16 protein-coding genes are annotated in these 19,336 nt (G+C 40.0%); 3 read left to right on the top strand and 13 right to left on the bottom strand.

Annotation, left to right across the window (positions count from 1 at the left end):
* Position 1 precedes the first annotated feature (1 nt).
* The 11 genes from QM408_RS04395 to QM408_RS04345 form a co-directional block, all read right to left on the bottom strand.
* Positions 2 to 1,564, bottom strand: coding sequence for a 2-isopropylmalate synthase (locus QM408_RS04395; RefSeq protein ID WP_414373749.1), 1,563 nt, complete (start codon positions 1,562 to 1,564; stop codon positions 2 to 4).
* A 313-nt stretch (positions 1,565 to 1,877) separates the two neighbouring features.
* A complete protein-coding gene (locus QM408_RS04390) occupies positions 1,878 to 2,534 on the bottom strand; it encodes an MmcQ/YjbR family DNA-binding protein (protein WP_070527767.1) in 657 nt (218 codons plus the stop codon).
* Between the two features lie 43 nt (positions 2,535 to 2,577).
* A complete protein-coding gene (locus QM408_RS04385) occupies positions 2,578 to 3,210 on the bottom strand; it encodes a copper homeostasis protein CutC (RefSeq protein ID WP_414373747.1) in 633 nt (210 codons plus the stop codon).
* A gap of 92 nt (positions 3,211 to 3,302) precedes the next feature.
* Positions 3,303 to 3,662 carry a YbaN family protein gene (locus tag QM408_RS04380; RefSeq protein ID WP_050389980.1) on the bottom strand — a complete coding sequence of 120 codons (360 nt, stop codon included), beginning with the start codon at positions 3,660 to 3,662 and terminating at the stop codon, positions 3,303 to 3,305.
* 105 nt (positions 3,663 to 3,767) lie between these two features.
* On the bottom strand, positions 3,768 to 5,855 hold the full coding sequence (topA, locus tag QM408_RS04375) for a type I DNA topoisomerase (protein WP_084928455.1): 2,088 nt from the start codon (positions 5,853 to 5,855) through the stop codon (positions 3,768 to 3,770).
* Positions 5,856 to 5,972: 117 nt separating this feature from the next.
* On the bottom strand, positions 5,973 to 6,821 hold the full coding sequence (gene dprA / locus QM408_RS04370) for a DNA-processing protein DprA (protein ID WP_033685171.1): 849 nt from the start codon (positions 6,819 to 6,821) through the stop codon (positions 5,973 to 5,975).
* A gap of 87 nt (positions 6,822 to 6,908) precedes the next feature.
* Positions 6,909 to 7,598 (bottom strand): sugar phosphate nucleotidyltransferase, encoded by a 690-nt coding sequence (locus tag QM408_RS04365; RefSeq protein ID WP_000643974.1) that lies wholly within the window; start codon positions 7,596 to 7,598, stop codon positions 6,909 to 6,911.
* An 11-nt stretch (positions 7,599 to 7,609) separates the two neighbouring features.
* Positions 7,610 to 8,488: a DMT family transporter gene (locus tag QM408_RS04360; RefSeq protein WP_000791850.1), complete on the bottom strand. Its 879-nt coding sequence runs from the start codon at positions 8,486 to 8,488 to the stop codon at positions 7,610 to 7,612.
* Positions 8,478 to 9,347, bottom strand: a complete 870-nt coding sequence (gene licA / locus QM408_RS04355) for a choline kinase LicA (RefSeq protein ID WP_414373744.1) — start codon at positions 9,345 to 9,347, stop codon at positions 8,478 to 8,480. The genes QM408_RS04360 and licA overlap by 11 nt, the downstream gene beginning before the upstream one ends.
* Positions 9,348 to 9,363: 16 nt before the next feature.
* Complete coding sequence (locus tag QM408_RS04350) at positions 9,364 to 10,386, bottom strand: ribitol-5-phosphate dehydrogenase (protein ID WP_000609874.1); 1,023 nt, start codon at positions 10,384 to 10,386, stop codon at positions 9,364 to 9,366.
* A gap of 4 nt (positions 10,387 to 10,390) precedes the next feature.
* On the bottom strand, positions 10,391 to 11,098 hold the full coding sequence (locus QM408_RS04345; RefSeq protein WP_000638496.1) for an IspD/TarI family cytidylyltransferase: 708 nt from the start codon (positions 11,096 to 11,098) through the stop codon (positions 10,391 to 10,393).
* A 440-nt stretch (positions 11,099 to 11,538) separates the two neighbouring features.
* Here QM408_RS04345 and tacF point away from each other — a divergent pair, with 440 nt between their 5' ends.
* The 3 genes from tacF to QM408_RS04330 are packed head-to-tail and all read left to right on the top strand — an operon-like array spanning position 11,539 to position 14,650.
* The gene (tacF, locus tag QM408_RS04340; RefSeq protein WP_084926574.1) at positions 11,539 to 13,026 is read left to right on the top strand and encodes a type IV teichoic acid flippase TacF; all 1,488 of its coding nucleotides are present in this window, start codon (positions 11,539 to 11,541) and stop codon (positions 13,024 to 13,026) included.
* A 9-nt stretch (positions 13,027 to 13,035) separates the two neighbouring features.
* Entirely contained in the window at positions 13,036 to 13,839 is an 804-nt protein-coding gene (locus QM408_RS04335; protein ID WP_414373741.1) for a LicD family protein, read from the top strand.
* Between the two features lies 1 nt (position 13,840).
* On the top strand, positions 13,841 to 14,650 hold the full coding sequence (locus tag QM408_RS04330; protein WP_229294886.1) for a LicD family protein: 810 nt from the start codon (positions 13,841 to 13,843) through the stop codon (positions 14,648 to 14,650).
* 69 nt (positions 14,651 to 14,719) lie between these two features.
* On the opposite strand, the gene carB is transcribed toward QM408_RS04330, so the two are convergent.
* Both carB and QM408_RS04320 read right to left on the bottom strand, forming a co-directional pair.
* Entirely contained in the window at positions 14,720 to 17,896 is a 3,177-nt protein-coding gene (gene carB / locus QM408_RS04325; RefSeq protein ID WP_261020573.1) for a carbamoyl-phosphate synthase large subunit, read from the bottom strand.
* A 336-nt stretch (positions 17,897 to 18,232) separates the two neighbouring features.
* Complete coding sequence (locus tag QM408_RS04320) at positions 18,233 to 19,312, bottom strand: carbamoyl phosphate synthase small subunit (protein ID WP_000166853.1); 1,080 nt, start codon at positions 19,310 to 19,312, stop codon at positions 18,233 to 18,235.
* Between the last annotated feature and the right edge of the window lie 24 nt (positions 19,313 to 19,336).

Below are 19,336 nucleotides of genomic sequence, written 5' to 3'. Positions count from 1 at the left end.
TTTACACACTAGGCATATCACGATAGGAAACACTGCGTCCCATCTCACCAGCATTCTCTTTTTGAACAAAGGTATTAGCATTGATGTAGGCAATAGCAGATGCTTTCAGTACATCGAAATCAAGCCCTGCTGCATTAAAGATGGTTTCTGTATCTCTGTTTTCAACAGTGACCAAAACCCGAGCTTGGGCATCAATTCCATCTGTCACAGCGTCAATAGTATAGGACACCAAGCGGACGGATTGGTTAAAGAACTTATCGATAGCGTTAAAGATTGCTTCAACAGAACCTTGCCCTGGCGCATTGAAATCAACTTTCTCACCATCCATATTGGCTAGGCTAACGAGTGCTTCAATGTCATTATCTGCATGAGTTTGAAGTTGTAAATCATCAAAGTGGAAGCCTTCTGGATTTTCAACCATGGTTCCAGCTACCAGAGCACGAATATCTGCATCTGTGATTTCTTGTTTCTTGTCGGCCAATGCCTTGAACTTAGCAAAGAGTGGTTTGATATCCTCTTCTGTAAAGTCTAAGGCCAGTTCTCTTAGTTTTTCAACAAAGGCATGGCGACCTGACAATTTTCCAAGTGGGAGGCTGTTACTCTTGACACCGACCAATTCAGGGGTGATGATCTCATAAGTAAGAGGATTTTTAAGGACTCCGTCTTGGTGAATACCAGATTCGTGAGAGAAGGCATTGCCACCAACTACAGCCTTGTTTTTAGGAACTGGAATACCAGAGAAGCGAGAAACCATTTCTGACGTATTGATGGTTTCATTTAAAACAATACTAGTTTCTGCTTGATAGTAATCTTGACGAATATTGAGGGCCACTGCAATTTCTTCCAAAGCAGCATTACCAGCTCGCTCCCCGATACCATTGATGGTTCCTTCGACTCGTCCTGCCCCATTCTTGACAGCAACAAGGCTATTAGCCACTGCCATTCCGAGGTCATCATGACAGTGAGGCGAATAGATAATCTGACGTTCCGTTTTGACATTCTCAATCAAGTATTTGAAGATAGCTCCATATTCCTCTGGTGTGGTAAATCCTACCGTATCAGGGATATTGATATAAGTCGCACCTGCATCAACCGCTGTTTGAACGACTTGTAAGAGGAAATCCAACTCTGTTCTGGTCGCATCCTCAGGAGAGAATTCGACAACCTCAAACTTGGAACGTGCATAAGAGACATGCTCCTTAATAGCTTCTAGAATCTCTTCCTTGCTCTTATTGAGCTTATACTTGCGGTGAATGGGACTAGTAGCGATAAAGACGTGAACCTGTGGATATTTGGCATCCTTGAGGGCTTCGTAACAAGCATCAATATCAGACTTGACAGAGCGGGCCAAACCAGTCACTGCCGTTTTCTTCAAGGTCTTAGCAATCTCCTGAACTGCCGTAAATGAGTCTGGACTAGCCGCTGGAAAACCAGCTTCGATGGCTGAAATGCCCCATTTCTCCAGCTGTCTTGCAATGGCAATTTTTTCCTTGATTGAAAAGTTAACACCCGGTGTCTGTTCTCCATCCCGAAGGCTGGTATCTAGAAATTCAACTGTTCTCATAAGATTTCCCCTTTTCCAAATGTGGTTTTAAAAAAACATCTCGCTCAGAAACCCAAGCGAGATGTTGATTCACTCCCGCTTGGTAAGCCAAACAGGACTAATGCTTTTTGCACTAGCCCGAGTACCTCAACAACAAAGCAAATTGATTAAACTTAGCTGTTTTCATGTTTGACTTTCTCCTTCGTTTGATATCTTGTTTAGTATTTTAGCATAGGCAAAAGTGCTTGTCAAGAAAAAATCCAATATTTTCTGAAAATTTCTTCAGTAGAGAATATTTTGCTAATTGAAAGTTCTTGAAAACCATTGAAATGTTTCATTTTTTAGTGGTTAAGTTCCAACTTTTTTCTATAAATTCCAATACTTCTTTATCTGATAAAGTATCATCAAGCGCCACACTAATCCAGTAACGTTTATTCATATGAAAAGCTGGATAAATGCCCTTTTTTGAAAGTAAATCGGCTACTTTGTCATGTTTGAGGTTGACTGCTTCCACTAGCTCTTCTCTGCCCTTTTCCAGCTTATCCCAAGAAATTTTCATCAAGACGGCATACCACTTTTTATTGCCTTCATGTCTTAACACTGCCGTATCAGGCGATTTCTCCCACAAATACTCCAACTGATTACCATACTTTTCCTGAACTTGAGTCATGATTCGCTTAGTCTGAGGGCAGATAAAATCCTGTACCTCAAAACAAGCCTTCCGAATCTGGTAGAGAATCTCCAGACAAGCCTCACGGACACTTGCAACAAAACTTCCTGTCATACTTTCCATATGAACTTGAGGATAGAGGTCACCAGTCTCCTGGTCAAAGACTTGAAAACTCACATTATCAGTAGTGATGGACACAGTCATGACAAAGTCATCCTGCAAAATTTGGCAACTATAGGTCCACACTCCACCATTTTCTACAAAACCATAATCATGAGCCTTTTCTTGATTAAACTGATAGGATTTAAAAATTTCAAACATAAGTGAAAACTGCTACCCAAAGCTAGCAGTTCCTTTCTATTTTTTAAAAGACAACCTTGGTTCCATGTAATTGTGTCACGCCTAGCTGATTGATAAAGGTTTGACGGTTGTCAAGGTCAATCCCCCCACCTGGTAGAATTTCAATTTTACCTTTAGCGTGCTCCAAAATTCTGTGATAGTGAGCAAAACGTTTTTCTAGTGAATCGCCAGATACACCCGCACGAGTCAGGATTCGAGTGACACCAGCTCGACTAAGCCAGTCAATAGCTTCCAGTTGATCCTCATCACTCAATTCATCAAAGGCCATGTGGAAGACAATTTCCATTCCTTTTGATGCAGCAATTAACTTTTCAAGATTAGGTTTATCCAACTTCTTATCAGCAGTTAAAGCCCCAAATACAACCCCTTGACTTCCAGCCTGAGCAGTTAAACGAATGTCTTCTAGCATGATTGCAATTTCTAGTTCATTATAGACAAAGTCGCCACCACGTGGACGAATCATGGTCATGATGGTTGTATCGTAGTTAACTGCCAGTTCAACCGCTGCCTTAGTCACTCCATAGCTGGGTGTTGTCCCACCAACTGCTAGATTGTCACAAAGTTCGATTCGACGAGCTCCAGCCTGCATCGCTTTTTCAAGCAAGATCACATTTTCAGCACAAAATTCGTAAATCATTTGATTCTCCTTGAGTATTACTTTGAATTTATTATATCATATTGTTGTAAATATATTTTCAATTTTATCAAGGCAAATAACTACTATTTTAACTATTCTTTGTCAGGAATGACCTTGAAGAGATAATAAGTGATAAAGATAGTCAAAGCACCCAGACCGATTTTGACTGGTAAAAGAGGTGCAAAATAAATGGAAATTCCCATTAAGATGTAGATAGAGACAATAATCTTTTTTTTACGTTCACGCGCAATAGACTTAGTCTCGCGAAAATCAGCTACATATGTTTGATAGAGCTTGGTATGATAAAGCCAATCTTCAAAGCGCTTGGAACTTCTGGAGAAACAAGCAATAGACAATAAAAGAAAAGGCGTTGTGGGCAACAAGGGTAAAACAACCCCAATAATAGCCAAGGCCAGTGATAAAAAGCCAATAATTAGATAAATAATACGCATAACTTCTCCTAGTTAAAATAATCTTCTTCTAGTTTCGCATACAATGGTGAATTTTGTCAAGTTCCAACCAAAAAGAGCCTGAAATTCACTTTCAGGACTCTCCTCTTATTTAATCTTTTCTTCTTCGTAGTCACCATTACTACATACAACCTGCTTGCCACCACCACGGACTTTTTTCTCCATGAGGAAATTGCCACATTTTGGACAGTCACGACCAACAGGCTTATCCCAAGAGGTAAATTCACATTCTGGATAGCGATTGCAACCATAGAAGAGACGGTTACGCTTGGTTTTACGCTCAATGATTTGTCCCTGATGACAACTTGGACACTCAACACCGATTTCTTTCACGATTGCTTGGGTATGACGGCAATCTGGGAAATTGCTACAAGCATAGAACTTACCAAAACGACCAAGTTTAATGACCATTGGACTGCCACACACTTCACAATCAAATCCAGCTGGTTCATCCTTAATCTGGATTTTCTCCATTTCTTCTTCAGCCTTGGCCACTTCTTTGGAGAATGGTTTGTAAAAGGCATCAATGACACGTTGCCACTGCTCTTTTCCGACTTCGACATCATCCAGTTTGCCTTCCATTTCAGCTGTAAAGGTCACGTTTACGATATCTGGGAAATATTCAACGATGAGCTTATTAACAATTTCTCCCAACTCTGTCGGTTCAAAGCGTTTGGCTGCAAGGCGAACATAATAACGTTTCTGAATGGTTTCAATTGTTGGTGCGTAGGTTGACGGACGGCCAACCCCATTTTCCTCCAAGGTCTTGATCAGTGTCGCTTCAGAATAGCGAGCAGGCGGTTGAGTGAAATGTTGCTCTGGTTTGCTATTTACCTGCTTGACTACATCTCCAACAGCCATGTCCGGTAACATCTTATTCTTGTCAGAATCATTATAAATGGCAAGATAACCATCAAACTTAACCTGACTACCATTGGCAGCAAATTGAACTCCATTTTGCGACAATTTAACAGCCATAGTATCAAAGACAGCAGCTGTCATCTGGCTAGCCACAAAACGATTCCAGATAAGGGTATAGAGCTTGAGCTGGTCCTTGTCCAGATACTTAGCAATACTTTCAGGTGTATTAAAAACGCTAGACGGGCGAATAGCCTCATGGGCATCCTGAGCACCTGAAGCATTTTTAACCTTGCTACCATGCTTAGAATACTTGCTACCAAAACGATCCGTAATGAAACTTGCAGCTTCATTTTGGGCTACAGGACTGATACGGGTCGAATCAGTACGCATATAAGTAATCAAACCTTGGACACCAGAACCAATATTAATCCCTTCATAGAGCTGTTGGGCAACCATCATGGTCTTTCGAGTACGGAAATTGATTTTATTGGCAGCATCCATCTGCATAGATGAAGTAGTATAAGGTAATGGAGCATTGCGTTTGCGCTCTTTCTTATCCACCTGATCCACTGAAAAGTCTTTACTAGTCAGACGAGACAAGACTTCCTTGACCTCATCATTGCTAGTCAGTTTCAGCTTTTTGCCATCTACTCCATAGAAGGATGCCTGAAATTGCTTGGTTCCCTTTTTAAAGACACCATCAATTGTCCAGTATTCTTCTGGCTGGAAGGCATTAATTTCATTCTCACGGTCAATGATTAACTTAAGCGCAATAGACTGAACGCGACCTGCTGATAAGCCTTTCTTGACCTTCTTCCACAAAATAGGCGAAATCGAATACCCTACCAAGCGGTCCAGGACACGGCGTGCCTGTTGAGCATCGACCAAATCCATATCAATCTTACGCGGTTCTTTAAAAGCATTTTTGACCGCATCCTTGGTGATTTCATTGAAGACCACACGGTTGGCATCATTTTCATCTAAGTTGAGAATATGGGCCAAATGCCAAGAAATCGCTTCTCCTTCACGGTCCGGGTCACTCGCCAGAAAGACTTTATTAGCTTTTTTGGCTTCTTTTTTCAAGTCATTAATGAGAGGTCCTTTTCCTCGGATATTGATATATTGCGGTTCATAATTATTTTCAATATCGACGGACATACTGGATTTCTTCAAATCACGGATATGCCCGACACTGGCTAAAACCTTGTAGTTTCTGCCTAGATATTTTTCAATCGTCTTAGCCTTAGCAGGCGACTCCACGATTACTAGATTTTTTTTAACTGTTGATTTTTCCTTTTTTGTTGCCGTAGCCACAGTATCACACCTTTTCAAAGTAATAAACTTTATAAAGTGTAAACCATTTTGCCATAACTGTCAAGACTTAGCTCCTATATATAGAAGAAAAGTTTGTCTAGTAAGCGAGTTTTCGTCTTAAAATTCAAATTCCGCAAGAACATCCTGCCCACTGGTGACCAATTTTGCACCTTCTTGAATCAAATGGTGGCAACCGTCTGATAGTCCATCTAAAATACTTCCAGGAATAGCAAAAACATCGCGTCCTTCTTCCATTGCTCGCTCACAGGTAATGAGACTCCCTGAGCGCATCTTAGCCTCTGCTACAATCACGCCACGACAAATTCCAGCAATGATGCGATTACGGGCAGGAAAATGAAATTTAAGAGGTTGTTCGCCAGGTCCATATTCACTGAGAACCAGATGATCATTGCCGATGTAGTCTTGCAAGCGTTTATTGGCTTTAGGATAAAACACATCCAGTCCTGTTCCAATCACTGCAATGGTTTTTCCGCCATTCTGAAGAGTTGCCATATGAGCTGCTGTGTCAATGCCCTTGGCTAATCCACTGACGATAACCAGTTCATTTTCCAATCCCTGAATGACTTTTTCAACTGACTTAGCTCCCTGTTTGCTACAAGAACGACTTCCCACGACCGCTACCTTAGGAAATTTCAAGAGGTCAAGATTTCCCTTGTAAAATAAAAGTACAGGCGCATCGTATATTTCACTCAAATCCCAAGGGTAACAGTCATCTAAAATAGAGAAAGATGGAAATTTTTTAAACTCCTTCTCCAAATGCGCATCGTCTATCTGAAAAAAACGTTCCATAAAAACAGCTGGATTTCGGCAACCTGAAATTTCTGCAATATCACCTAACAACAGTTCTTGATCAACATTTTCACCGTATTCTAGGACATTCAAAATCTGTTGATTGGTCAAACCTGATTTTTTTAACTTATAGATTTCATAGTTTGTGATTTTCATAAATAACTCCATTTCTTTTTCTACTCATCTATTTATTCGTAAAAAATCAAAAAAACATCCGACTATTTTAGCCAGATGTTGGAATCTTTAATTTTCGTTTTTAAGAATTTCTTCTAATTTATGATAGTCTTGGACACTATCGATTTCATAGATGCTATTGCCTTCTAATTCTTCAACATAGACATCTAACTCTTTGATGTTATCCTTAACCATATTGTCCCAGTAGAGATCAACAAACTCGCCACTTGCATAAGCCTTATCGATAAAGCTGACAATCTTTTCAGCAGTTGGAGCATCCCAGAATGATACACCACTAAGGATACGACCAGCCTTGCTATCAACAGTAATATCTTGAACCTTGTAGTCATCTCCATAGACCAAGAACCATTCATTGGTACAATCTTCACGATAAACACTAAAATAAGTCGAACGTGTCAAATCATTGCGGAACATATTTTTAAAGAGATAATTATCGGCATCGATAACATAACTGTTAGCTAATTCTTCTTTTACAAGATAGAGAGAGTAAAAGTTATTGTAGTCAGCGTATTTATCATTGAAAACGAGGCGAACTCCGTATTTTTCTTTCAAGTAATCGAATTGTTCTTTAAGGTAACCAACGATGATGATGATGTCATTGATTCCTTTTTCTTTGAGAAACTCAATTTGGTATTCAATCAAAGGTTTTTGATTAACCTGAACCAAGGCTTTAGGGGTATTTTCAGTCATAGGACGCAAGCGAGTTCCCAATCCCGCTGCTAAGATAATGGCTTTCACACGAATCTCCTTTATTCTTTAATAATAATATAAACTCCAGCAATGACGACAAGTGACGTAATAATTGTCAACATATCTAGCGGTGCACCCAAGAAAACAACTGCAAACAAGACTGTCCATACTACATAGCTCACATTCAAGCCTGTAGCCTTGGCTGGTTGCAAGCGATTGATAGCGATATAATAAGCCAAGTAGGAAATCATATCAAAGGCTGCAAAGACAATCATAAGACCTAGTAATTGTCCATTGGCCACTTCTGCAAATGACTGATGAGAAAAGAGCACAATCACAAGATAGGACAAGAATGAAGTCACTTGACGGATTAAGAGGGCTTCGATTTCACTCAGTTCACTTTCCATGGCAAAAGAGCTAAGAACACTCTCACTTCCCCATGCAATAGCACAAACCAAAGCACAGAGAATCCCAATGTAGAAGGAATTGACCTGTTCAACCTTATAGGTCTGAGCAATAATCCCTCCAATAATCAAGACAATCCCAAACACAGTATTTTTCGAAATCTTGTGCTTCAAAAAGAAGAAAGCCAATAAAACAGAAATCGCAGGGTAGATAGCCGATACTGATGAAGCTAAGGAACTTCCGATATACTTAACTGCATAAAGGTTAGCCTGCATACCGATAGGGCCTGCTAGCAAAGCTCCGATGATAACACTCACATTGCGAATATTTAAGAAAATTGAGAGACGAACTTTTCCTTCTTTTACCAAAAGAAAAGCTAGTAAGATAAAGATACTCAAGAAATCGTGAGCAGCAGCCACCACAAAGGGTGACAAATCTGTAAAAATCGAAAAGATATAAGCACTAATCGTTAGACCTAAGCCCCAGAAAACACCTGAGAGTAGACCAAAAGAAACTCCATTTTTATTTTTCATCTGAACCTCCATAATATGACAAACCTTTAACAGCTCTTTGGTAACGATTTACACCATAGTCACCAAAATCTGCACCTTGCTCTTCTTTGTAGACTGTCCATAGACTCCAAATAGCATCTTGTAAAATTTTATAAATGGCAATCTTTTCACGAGAGACAGGTGTTTGCTCACTCTCATAGTGAGACAAGAAGTCTTCTTCCTCTTGACGAGTAAATTCAGACTCTAAAAAGAGGGCAGCCAAATCCCACATTGGATCGTTCATTGATGAATATTCCCAGTCAATCAGGTAAAGACGTCCTTGAGGTGATTCGATAAAGTTTTCAGGCACCAAATCGATATGACAAGATTTTCTGTCAACACCTAAGTCAGCCAGTCTTTTCTCTAAGGAGAAGACTTCTTCTCGAACAGCTTCATAGTTGGCATAAGGGATTTTTTCTTCAATCAAGGATTCGTATTTTTTGATTTCTTCAAAAGGAGCAAATTCTCCCCTTAATTCCTTGCCAGATGCATGGATAGTTTGTAAAATTGGAGCAATTTTATCAAATTTGGTCTTGATTGACGTTGAATCAAGCGTAATCGCAGATTCGATATACTCATTTACTTTGATACCAGCTTCAATATCAAAAAGATAATTTTTTACATCTAAGTCTAAATCCTTTAGTAGTTCAAGATTGTACTTTTCATCTTGACGATTGATCAGCCTTTCTGTCCCTTTACCAAAGAATTTAACAATGTATTGCTTATTTGTTGTTTTGACCAAATAGTTTTGATTGGTCATTCCCCCCAGTTGTTCAACACTGAGGACTTCCTCTTCTTGACTAAGTAGGGAAGAAATTTTCTCTTTAATGATTTTCTCCACAATTAACCTCCAGTTCTTATACTTCCCACTTAAACACGGTTTTAAAGGCTGTGTTTAAATCGGTTGCAAAGACACGGTGAATATCTTTAATTTCTCTTACAGGTTCTTCTAGATAAAGGATATTTTTAAGACGATTGGCAAATTTCTTGACTTCCATCATTTGGATTGCATTTTCAAAATCAATGCGACCAGAACGAGAGGACCCAACTAAGAGCAAGCCCTTTTCTAAGGCATCACGAGTATTGAGATTGACTTTATATTCGCTAACTCCCATCATGAGAATCGTTCCCTGAGGACGAATGTAGCGAATCAAGTCATTAATAGCTGGTCCAGTACCATCACCACCACAACACTCAAAAGCATGGTCAAAGGCCAAATCTTCAGGAATATTATCAGTAATATAACATTCTTTGGCAAATGAGAAAAGTTCCAATTTTTCCCAATGACGACCAATAACCACAATCTCTGCATCTGGCAAAGTATAGTTGATAATATTAGCAACCACAAAAGCTAAACTTCCATCTCCGATAACGGCGATTCGGTCCCGCTTGCTATGAGCAAGGGTCAATAGACGACTCATAGCGTGCATACCGACACTGACAAACTCTGTAATCGCTGCAACCGTATCTTCGATAGCATCATAAGCCACCACACGATCTTTAGGAAGAGAAACAAACTCTCTCATAAAGCCATCAAATCCACTAGACAAGAAATGAGCCCCTGTCATGTAGTTTTCATAGAATTCTTCATCACTCTGCATAGGAGGCTGATTAGGAATCATGACAACTTTTTGCCCAACCTCATAGGTTCCTGTCGGGTCAGAAATAACGGTTCCACATGACTCGTGAATCATTGCCATTGGAAGCTTTTTATTCAAAATCTTTGGATCACGTTTTCCTTGGTAGTAACGCTGATCCGCATGACAGACCGCCATATAATTAGGGCGGATGAGGATATGATTCTCTTGGTCAATAGCCTCTTCCTGATATTTGACATTGATAAACTTAGGCTTAGTTAGTTGATAAATTTGATTAATCATTTTACTAGTCTTTCTCAATCATACTTTTTGCAATCTTCAAATCTGTTACGGTTGTAATCTTCAGATTTGAGTATTCACCTTTGGCCAAGGCCACATCTTTTCCTTTGATCACAAAGATTTTACATGCATCTGTCAAGATTTCCTTCTCTTCATCAGAAAGAGATCCATAAAGGTCCATGAAGTCCTTGCAACGGAATGTTTGAGGTGTTTGTCCTTGATAAAGGTGAGCACGATTTGGAATATCTGTAATAAATTGACCATTGGTACTTTCAACGATAGTATCAACCGCTTCTACAACTGTGTCCACTGCGTCATGATTTTGGGCAAGTTGGATATTGTCCTGAATCATGCGAAGCGTAATAAATGGACGAACAGAATCGTGGGTAACAACGATATCCTCTGGTGTAAGCGGACGATAAGCATCAATGGCTTCAATGATTTTCTCAATACTTGTATTGCGGTCAGCACCACCTTTTGTAATGATGATACGTTCCTTATGAAGAGGAAGATATTTATCTACAAGATCTTCTGCATGAGAAACCCAGTCTCCATGAACCCCAACTACAATTTTTTCAATACTTGGTTCCAAGACAAATTTTTCAATTGTATGAATCAAGATAGGTCGATCACCTAGCTCTAAAAATTGTTTTGGCAAGTTACTGATTCCCATACGTGTGCCAGTTCCACCAGCAAGAATTCCTGCATAAATCATCTTTTTTCTCCTTTGTCTTACTAAAAAAACTTATTCTCTCTATTATACCACAATCTAGTCCTATCATAAAAGAAATACTAGTCATCCCGTTCTAGAATAGGAGGATTAAGCAGTTCCATTATTCAAAGAAACTGGTCCATTTCTAGTAGTGACTAGGAATTCTGTAGTCATTACTAATAAATGGCTGTGAAATTTTAGAGTTCTTCAGAATAATATAGTTTTCTTAAAGAAAGCTTAAAATCAAACTTTGAAACTTCAAAGTGATTACTTGACTTATACTCAATGAAAATCAAAAAGCAAACTAGGAAGCTAGCCGTAAGCTGTACTTGAGTACGGTAAGGCGACGCTGACGTGGTTTGAATTTGATTTTCGAAGAGTATTACTGCCCTTCATTTCTTATTAGCTAACTTTATGATATAATGAAAAACGAGGTAAATTGAATGAAAAGTATAAAATTAAATGCTCTATCTTACATGGGAATTCGTGTCTTGAATATTATTTTTCCCATCTTAACTGGTACCTACGTCGCGCGTGTCTTGGACCGAACTGACTATGGTTACTTCAACTCAGTCGACACAATTTTGTCATTTTTCTTACCCTTTGCAACTTATGGGGTCTATAACTACGGTTTACGAGCCATCAGCAATGTCAAGGATAACAAAAAAGATCTGAATAGAACCTTCTCTAGTCTTTTTTATTTGTGCATAGCTTGTACGATTTTGACTACTGCTGTCTATATCCTTGCCTATCCTCTCTTCTTTACAGATAATCCAATCATCAAAAAGGTCTACCTTGTTATGGGGATTCAACTCATTGCCCAGATTTTTTCAATCGAGTGGGTCAATGAAGCTCTGGAAAATTACAGTTTTCTTTTTTACAAGACTGCCTTCATCCGTATCCTGATGCTGGTCTCTATTTTCCTGTTTGTCAAAAATGAACACGATATTGTTGTCTATACACTTGTGATGAGTTTATCGACACTGATTAACTATCTGATTAGTTATTTTTGGATTAAAAGAGACATTAAGCTTGTTAAGATTCACATAAGTGATTTTAAACCGCTCTTTCTCCCTTTGACAGCCATGTTGGTCTTTGCCAATGCCAATATGCTCTTCACTTTTTTGGATCGTCTCTTCCTCGTTAAAACAGGGATTGATGTCAACGTTAGTTACTATACCATGGCTCAACGAATTGTGACCGTTATAGCTGGTGTTGTAACAGGAGCTATCGGAGTGAGTGTGCCTCGTCTCAGTTACTATCTAGGAAAAGGCGATAAGGAAGCCTATGTCGCACTTGTTAACAGAGGCAGTCGAATCTTTAACTTCTTTATCATTCCACTGAGTTTTGGACTCATGGTTTTAGGACCAAATGCCATCCTACTTTACGGTAGTGAAAAATATATCGGAGGTGGTATCTTAACCTCTCTCTTCGCTTTTCGTACGATTATCCTGGCCTTAGATACCATTCTTGGTTCCCAAATTCTCTTTACAAATGGCTATGAAAAACGAATCACAGTCTATACAGTCTTTGCAGGATTACTCAATTTGGGCTTAAATAGTCTCCTCTTTTTCAACCACATCGTGGCTCCTGAATACTACTTACTGACAACTATGCTATCAGAGGCCTCTCTACTTGTTTTCTATATCATTTTCATCCATAGAAAACAACTCATCCACTTAGGACATATCTTTAGCTATACTGTTCGATACTCGCTCTTTTCACTTTCCTTTGTAGGAATTTATTTCCTGATTAATTTCTTGTATCCCGTGGATATGGTCATTAATTTGCCATTTTTGATTAATACTGGTTTGATTGTCTTGTTATCAGCCATCTCTTATATTGGTCTACTTGCCTTCACCAAAGATAGCATTTTCTATGAATTTTTAAACCATGTCCTAGCCTTAAAAAATAAATTCAAAAAATCTTAGGAGTATAGAATGAAACAACTAACCATTGAAGATGCCAAACAAATTGAATTAGAAATTTTGGATTATATTGATACTCTCTGTAAAAAGCACAATATCAACTATATTATTAACTACGGTACTCTGATTGGGGCAGTTCGACATCAGGGCTTTATTCCTTGGGACGACGATATCGATCTGTCCATGCCTCGAGAAGACTACCAACGATTTATAAACATTTTTCAAAAGGAAAAAAACAAATATAAGCTCCTTTCCTTAGAAACTGATAAGAACTACTTTAACAACTTTATCAAAATAACCGACAGTACAACTAAAATTATTGATACTCGGAATACAAAAACCTATGAGTCAGGTGTTTTTATCGATATTTTCCCTATGGATTGCTTTGATGATCCTAAGGTCATTGATACTTGTTATAAACTGGAAAGCTTCAAACTTCTGTCTTTCAGTAAACATAAAAATATTGTCTATAAGGATAGCCTTTTAAAAGATTTGATACGAACAGCCTTTTGGTTGCTCCTTCGACCGGTTTCTCCTCGTTATTTTGCAAATAAAATCGAGAAAGAAATTCAAAAATATAATCGTGAGAATGGGCAGTATATGGCTTTTATCCCTTCTAAATTTAAGGAAAAGGAAGTCTTCCCAAGTGGTACCTTCGATAAAACAATTGATTTACCCTTTGAAAATTTAAACCTTCCAGCACCTGAAAAATTTGATACTATTTTGACGCAATTTTATGGAGATTATATGACCCTACCACCAGAAGAAAAACGCTTCTACAGTCATGAATTTCACGCTTATAAATTGGAGGATTAGGATGCAGTATTTAGAAAAAGAAGAAATTAAAGAAATTCAACTAGCCCTGCTAGACTATATTGATGAGACTTGTAAGAAACATGATATTCCTTATTTTCTAAGTTATGGAACCATGCTTGGAGCTATCCGCCACAAAGGTATGATTCCCTGGGACGATGATATCGATATTTCCCTTTATCGTGAAGATTATGAGCGTTTACTGAAGATTATTGAGGAAGAAGACCATCCACGTTATAAGGTTCTCTCCTACGACACTTCTTCTTGGTACTTCCATAATTTCGCATCGATTTTGGATACTTCTACTGTTATCGAAGACCATGTTAAGTACAAGCGTCATGACACCAGTCTCTTTATTGATGTCTTCCCAATTGATCGCTTTACAGACTTGAGCATTGTCGACAAGAGTTATAAGTATGTAGCCCTTCGTCAACTAGCTTATATCAAAAAATCACGAGCAGTTCACGGTGATAGCAAATTAAAAGATTTTCTAAGATTATGTAGCTGGTACGCCCTCCGAGTGGTCAATCCCCGTTACTTTTACAAGAAAATTGATCAGCTAGTCAAAAATGCTGCAACTAACACTCCTCAATATGAGGGAGGAATTGGTATTGGTAAAGAAGGAATGAAAGAAGTCTTCCCAGTTGATACCTTTAAAGAACTCATCTTAACTGAGTTTGAAGGCCGTATGTTGCCCGTCCCTAAAAAATATGATCAATTTTTAACCCAGATGTACGGGGATTATATGACACCACCATCAAAGGAAATGCAAGAATGGTATAGTCATAGCATTAAAGCTTATCGCAAAAGCTGATTAAGCAGTAGTTTACAAGAAAAAATATAACAAAAAAGAGAAGATCGTTATACCTTCTCTTTTTTCTATTTAAATCGCTTCTGTGACAAAACTACGGCTTTCCAATACTTTGAGCATGGCGTTAGCTGTATCTAGGGCTGTGAAGAGGGGCACCCCGTGTTCAATAGCTGAACGGCGAATCTGCTCTCCATCTTCGTCTGCAGTTCGTTTTGTTCCTACTGTGTTAATGATAGCTTGAATTCTTCCTTTACGAACAAAGCTTGGAATATCCTTATCGTCATCACCAATCTTACCAACAGGTTGGGCTTGCAATCCATGACTGGCAAAGAAGGCTGCTGTCCCTTCTGTCGCGAGGATTCCATAGCCAATATTTTGGAAACGACAAGCCAAGTCCAAGGCTTCTTCTTTGGCATCATCAGCGATGGTAAATACAACGTTACCAAAAGTTGGCAAGTGTAAGTAAGAAGCTTCAAAGGCCTTATAGAGAGCTTTTTCCAAAGTCGTATCAGAACCCATAACTTCCCCTGTTGACTTCATTTCAGGACCAAGTAAGCTGTCTACCTTAGCTAGTTTGGTAAAGGAGAAGACAGGTGCCTTGATATGAACGCGGGTACTTTCAGGGTAAAGTCCATCTTGGTAGCCAAGTTCTTCAAGTTTTTGACCAAGAATGAGCTTGGTTGCTACTTGAGCCATAGGGATATTGGTCACTTTAGAAAGGAATGGAACCGTACGGCTGGCACGTGGATTGACCTCAATAACGTAGACTTTTTCATCCTTGATAACAAACTGGATGTTCATCATTCCAAGGCAATTAAGGCCGATTGCTAGACGTTTCGTATAGTCTGCTATAGTTTCCTGAACCTTTTGCGACAAGGTTTGTGGTGGGTAAACGGCCATTGAGTCACCTGAGTGGACACCAGCACGTTCGATATGCTCCATGATACCAGGGATAAGGACATTTTCTCCGTCTGAAATGGCATCAACTTCACACTCTTGTCCAACGATATAAGAGTCTACAAGGACTGGATGGTCAGGACTAGCCTTAACCGCTGTGCGCATGTAAGAACGAAGGTCTTCTTCGTTTTCAACGATTTCCATAGCACGTCCACCAAGTACATAAGATGGACGGACAAGAACTGGGAAGCCAATCTTTCGAGCTGCAAGAACTGCTTCTTCTTCATTGGTAGCCGTTTGTCCTGGTGGCTGTGGAATATCCAAATCTTTAAGAGCTTGCTCAAAGAGGTCACGGTCCTCAGCTCGGTCTAGGTCAGCAACCTGTGTCCCAAGGATGGTCACACCTGCTTTCGCCAATGGCTCCGCAAGGTTGATGGCTGTTTGACCACCGAACTGAACGATAACACCCTTTGGTTGCTCCAAGTCGATGACGTTCATAACATCTTCAAATGTCAATGGTTCAAAGTAGAGTTTATCAGATACCGAGAAGTCTGTAGAAACGGTCTCTGGGTTTGAATTCATGATGATGGCTTCATAGCCAGCCGCCTGAATAGCCTTAACTGAATGAACCGTTGCATAGTCAAACTCGACCCCTTGACCGATACGGATTGGACCAGAACCTAGGACAAGTACAGATTCCTTATCAGACTTGATAGACTCGTTTTCCCAACCATAGGTTGAATAGAAGTATGGTGTTTCAGAGTCAAATTCTGCCGCACAAGTATCTACCATCTTATAAACTGGAACAATCTTGTTTTCCAAACGAAGCTGGCGAACTTGGTCAGCTGTAGTATTCCAGAGTTCAGCAATCTTACGGTCTGAAAATCCATTCAATTTTGCAGTTTTCAAGACTTCTAGATCTTGTGGATGGGCACCCAACTCCTGCTCAATTTCAAAGATATGTAAGAGTTTATCAAGATAAAAGATATCAATCTTGGTCAATTCAGCAATTTCTTCTGGTGTGTAGCCACGGCGAATGGCTTCTGATACATAGAAGAGACGATCATCTTGGGCTTTGACAACTTTTTCAATCAAGGCATCATCCGAAACCGCTGCAAGTTCAGGCATTTCATTGTGATGTACCCCAATTTCAAGGGAACGACAAGCTTTAAGAAGTGACTCTTCGATGTTACGGCCAATCGCCATGACTTCTCCGGTCGCCTTCATTTGTGTACCTAGACGACGCTCCCCTTTTTCAAACTTGTCAAATGGGAAACGCGGAATCTTGGCAACCACATAGTCAAGGGCAGGCTCAAACATGGCATAGGTTGAACCTGTAACTGGGTTAATAACCTCATCCAAAGTCAAACCGACGGCAATCTTAGCAGCCAATTTGGCAATTGGGTAACCTGTCGCCTTAGATGCAAGGGCTGACGAACGTGATACACGAGGGTTTACTTCGATGACGTAGTACTTGAAGCTGTGTGGATCAAGAGCCAGCTGAACGTTACATCCACCTTCAATCTTGAGGGCACGAATGATGCTCAAGCTCGCGTCACGTAGCATTTGGTTTTCATAGTCTGACATGGTTTGGGCAGGGGCAAATACAATGGAATCTCCTGTGTGAATCCCGACTGGGTCAAAGTTTTCCATGTTACAAACAACCAGGGCATTGTCAGCTGAATCACGCATAACTTCGTATTCGATTTCCTTGAAACCTGCAATTGAACGCTCAATCAAACATTGGGTAACAGGTGACAACTTCAGACCATTTTCAGCGATCTCGCGCAATTCTTCCTCGTTGGCACACATACCACCACCAGTGCCACCAAGAGTAAAGGCTGGACGGACGATGACTGGGTAGCCAATTGTTGCTGCAAAGGCAACTGCTTCTTCGACTGTGTTGACAATTTCAGATTCTGGGATTGGTTGGTTGAGTTCTTCCATCAATTGTTTAAAGAGGTCACGGTCCTCCGCTTGATCGATGGCAGATAGTTTAGTACCCAGAAGCTCAACACCAAGCTCATCAAGGATACCATTTTTAGACAATTCCATGGCCATATTGAGCCCTGTCTGACCACCGAGTGTTGGTAGCAAGGCATCTGGACGCTCCTTACGAAGAATACGAGTCACAAACTCAAGTGTAATTGGCTCAATATAAACCTTATCAGCAATTTCCTTGTCCGTCATGATGGTTGCAGGGTTTGAGTTAACCAAAACAACCTCATAACCTTCCTCTTTCAAAGACAAGCAAGCCTGGGTCCCAGCGTAGTCAAACTCAGCAGCCTGACCAATAATAATCGGACCAGAACCAATCACCATAATTTTTTGAATATCAGTACGTTTAGGCATAGTTTATGATACAAAGCCCGTCAAGAACACAGTGAAAATAGGAAACTCGGTGCAGACGCCTTCAGCGTCAAGACGATGTTTATCTTTTTTACACAGTTCTTAGGGCGTGTTCACTTCCGCGAACAATGTATCTTCTCCTTTCTATTCGTCGCCTCACTGAGCGACATTAAATAAATTCTCCGACGATTTTTTAGCGAAACGATACTTTTCGGTAAAAAATCTAGTGCAGGGAGTTTTTAGTTCGCCTGATCGCGACTAAAAGAAACGACCTGCCTTTCTATTCGGCAACTCTCAGGTTGCCATTAAATAAATTCTCCGACGAGCTTTTACTCGTTCTTAGTTTGATTGTTTAAAAGCTTCCATCATCTCGATAAACTCATCAAATAGGTAGCTAGCGTCGTGTGGACCAGGGGCTGCATCTGGATGGTATTGAACAGAGAAAGCAGGTTGATATCTGTGGCGCACACCTTCAACTGACTTGTCATTGATTTCTTCGTGGGTGATAATCAAATGCTCTGGCAAATCCTCACGGCTAACTGCATAACCATGGTTTTGACTTGTAAAATCCACACGTCCTGTAGCAATTTCGCGTACCGCATGGTTGAATCCACGGTGACCAAACTTCATCTTGTAGGTCTTAGCACCGTTTGCCATTGCAAAGAGTTGATGTCCCATACAAATACCAAAGATTGGAATTTTCCCTTGCACACCACGAATCATATCCAGTGCCTGTGGAACATCTTCTGGGTTACCTGGACCGTTTGACAACATAACTCCGTCAGGATTGAGATGGAGAATTTCTTCTGCCGTTGTCGAATACGGAACAACCGTCACATTACAGTTACGTTTAGAAAGTTCACGTAAGATTGAGTGCTTGAGACCAAAGTCCACCAAGACAACACTCAAACCAACTCCTGGAGCTGGATAGGAAGTTTTAGTAGAAACCTGCTTGATATTGTCTGTCGGCAAAACTGTTGCTTGGAGCTGGTCCGTCACATGATCCATACTGTCTCCAACATGGGTCAAGGTTGCACGCATCGTACCATGCTTACGGATAATCTTGGTAAGGGCACGCGTATCAATTCCTGAAATACCTGGAATTTTTTTAGCTTTCAAAAATTCATCCAAGGTCATTTGGTTGCGCCAGTTGCTTGCTCGACGCGCTTCTTCAAATACAACGACTCCCTTACAAGTTGGAATAATGGATTCATAATCATCACGGTTAATTCCATAATTTCCTACCAAAGGATAAGTAAAGGTCAAGATTTGTCCATTATAAGACTGGTCTGTAATGGATTCTTGATAGCCGGTCATGCCTGTATTAAAGACGATTTCGCCTGTTACATCAATATCTGCTCCGAAGGCCTTGCCTTCAAAAACTGTGCCATCTTCTAATACTAGAAGTCTTTTTGTCATATTTTCACCTCTCGTGGACGCTCA

Source organism: Streptococcus mitis (assembly GCF_047464965.1).
GTDB lineage: Bacteria > Bacillota > Bacilli > Lactobacillales > Streptococcaceae > Streptococcus > Streptococcus mitis_DU.
Note: the sequence above shows the minus strand (reverse complement) of the source record. Positions and strands in the feature narration are given on the sequence as shown.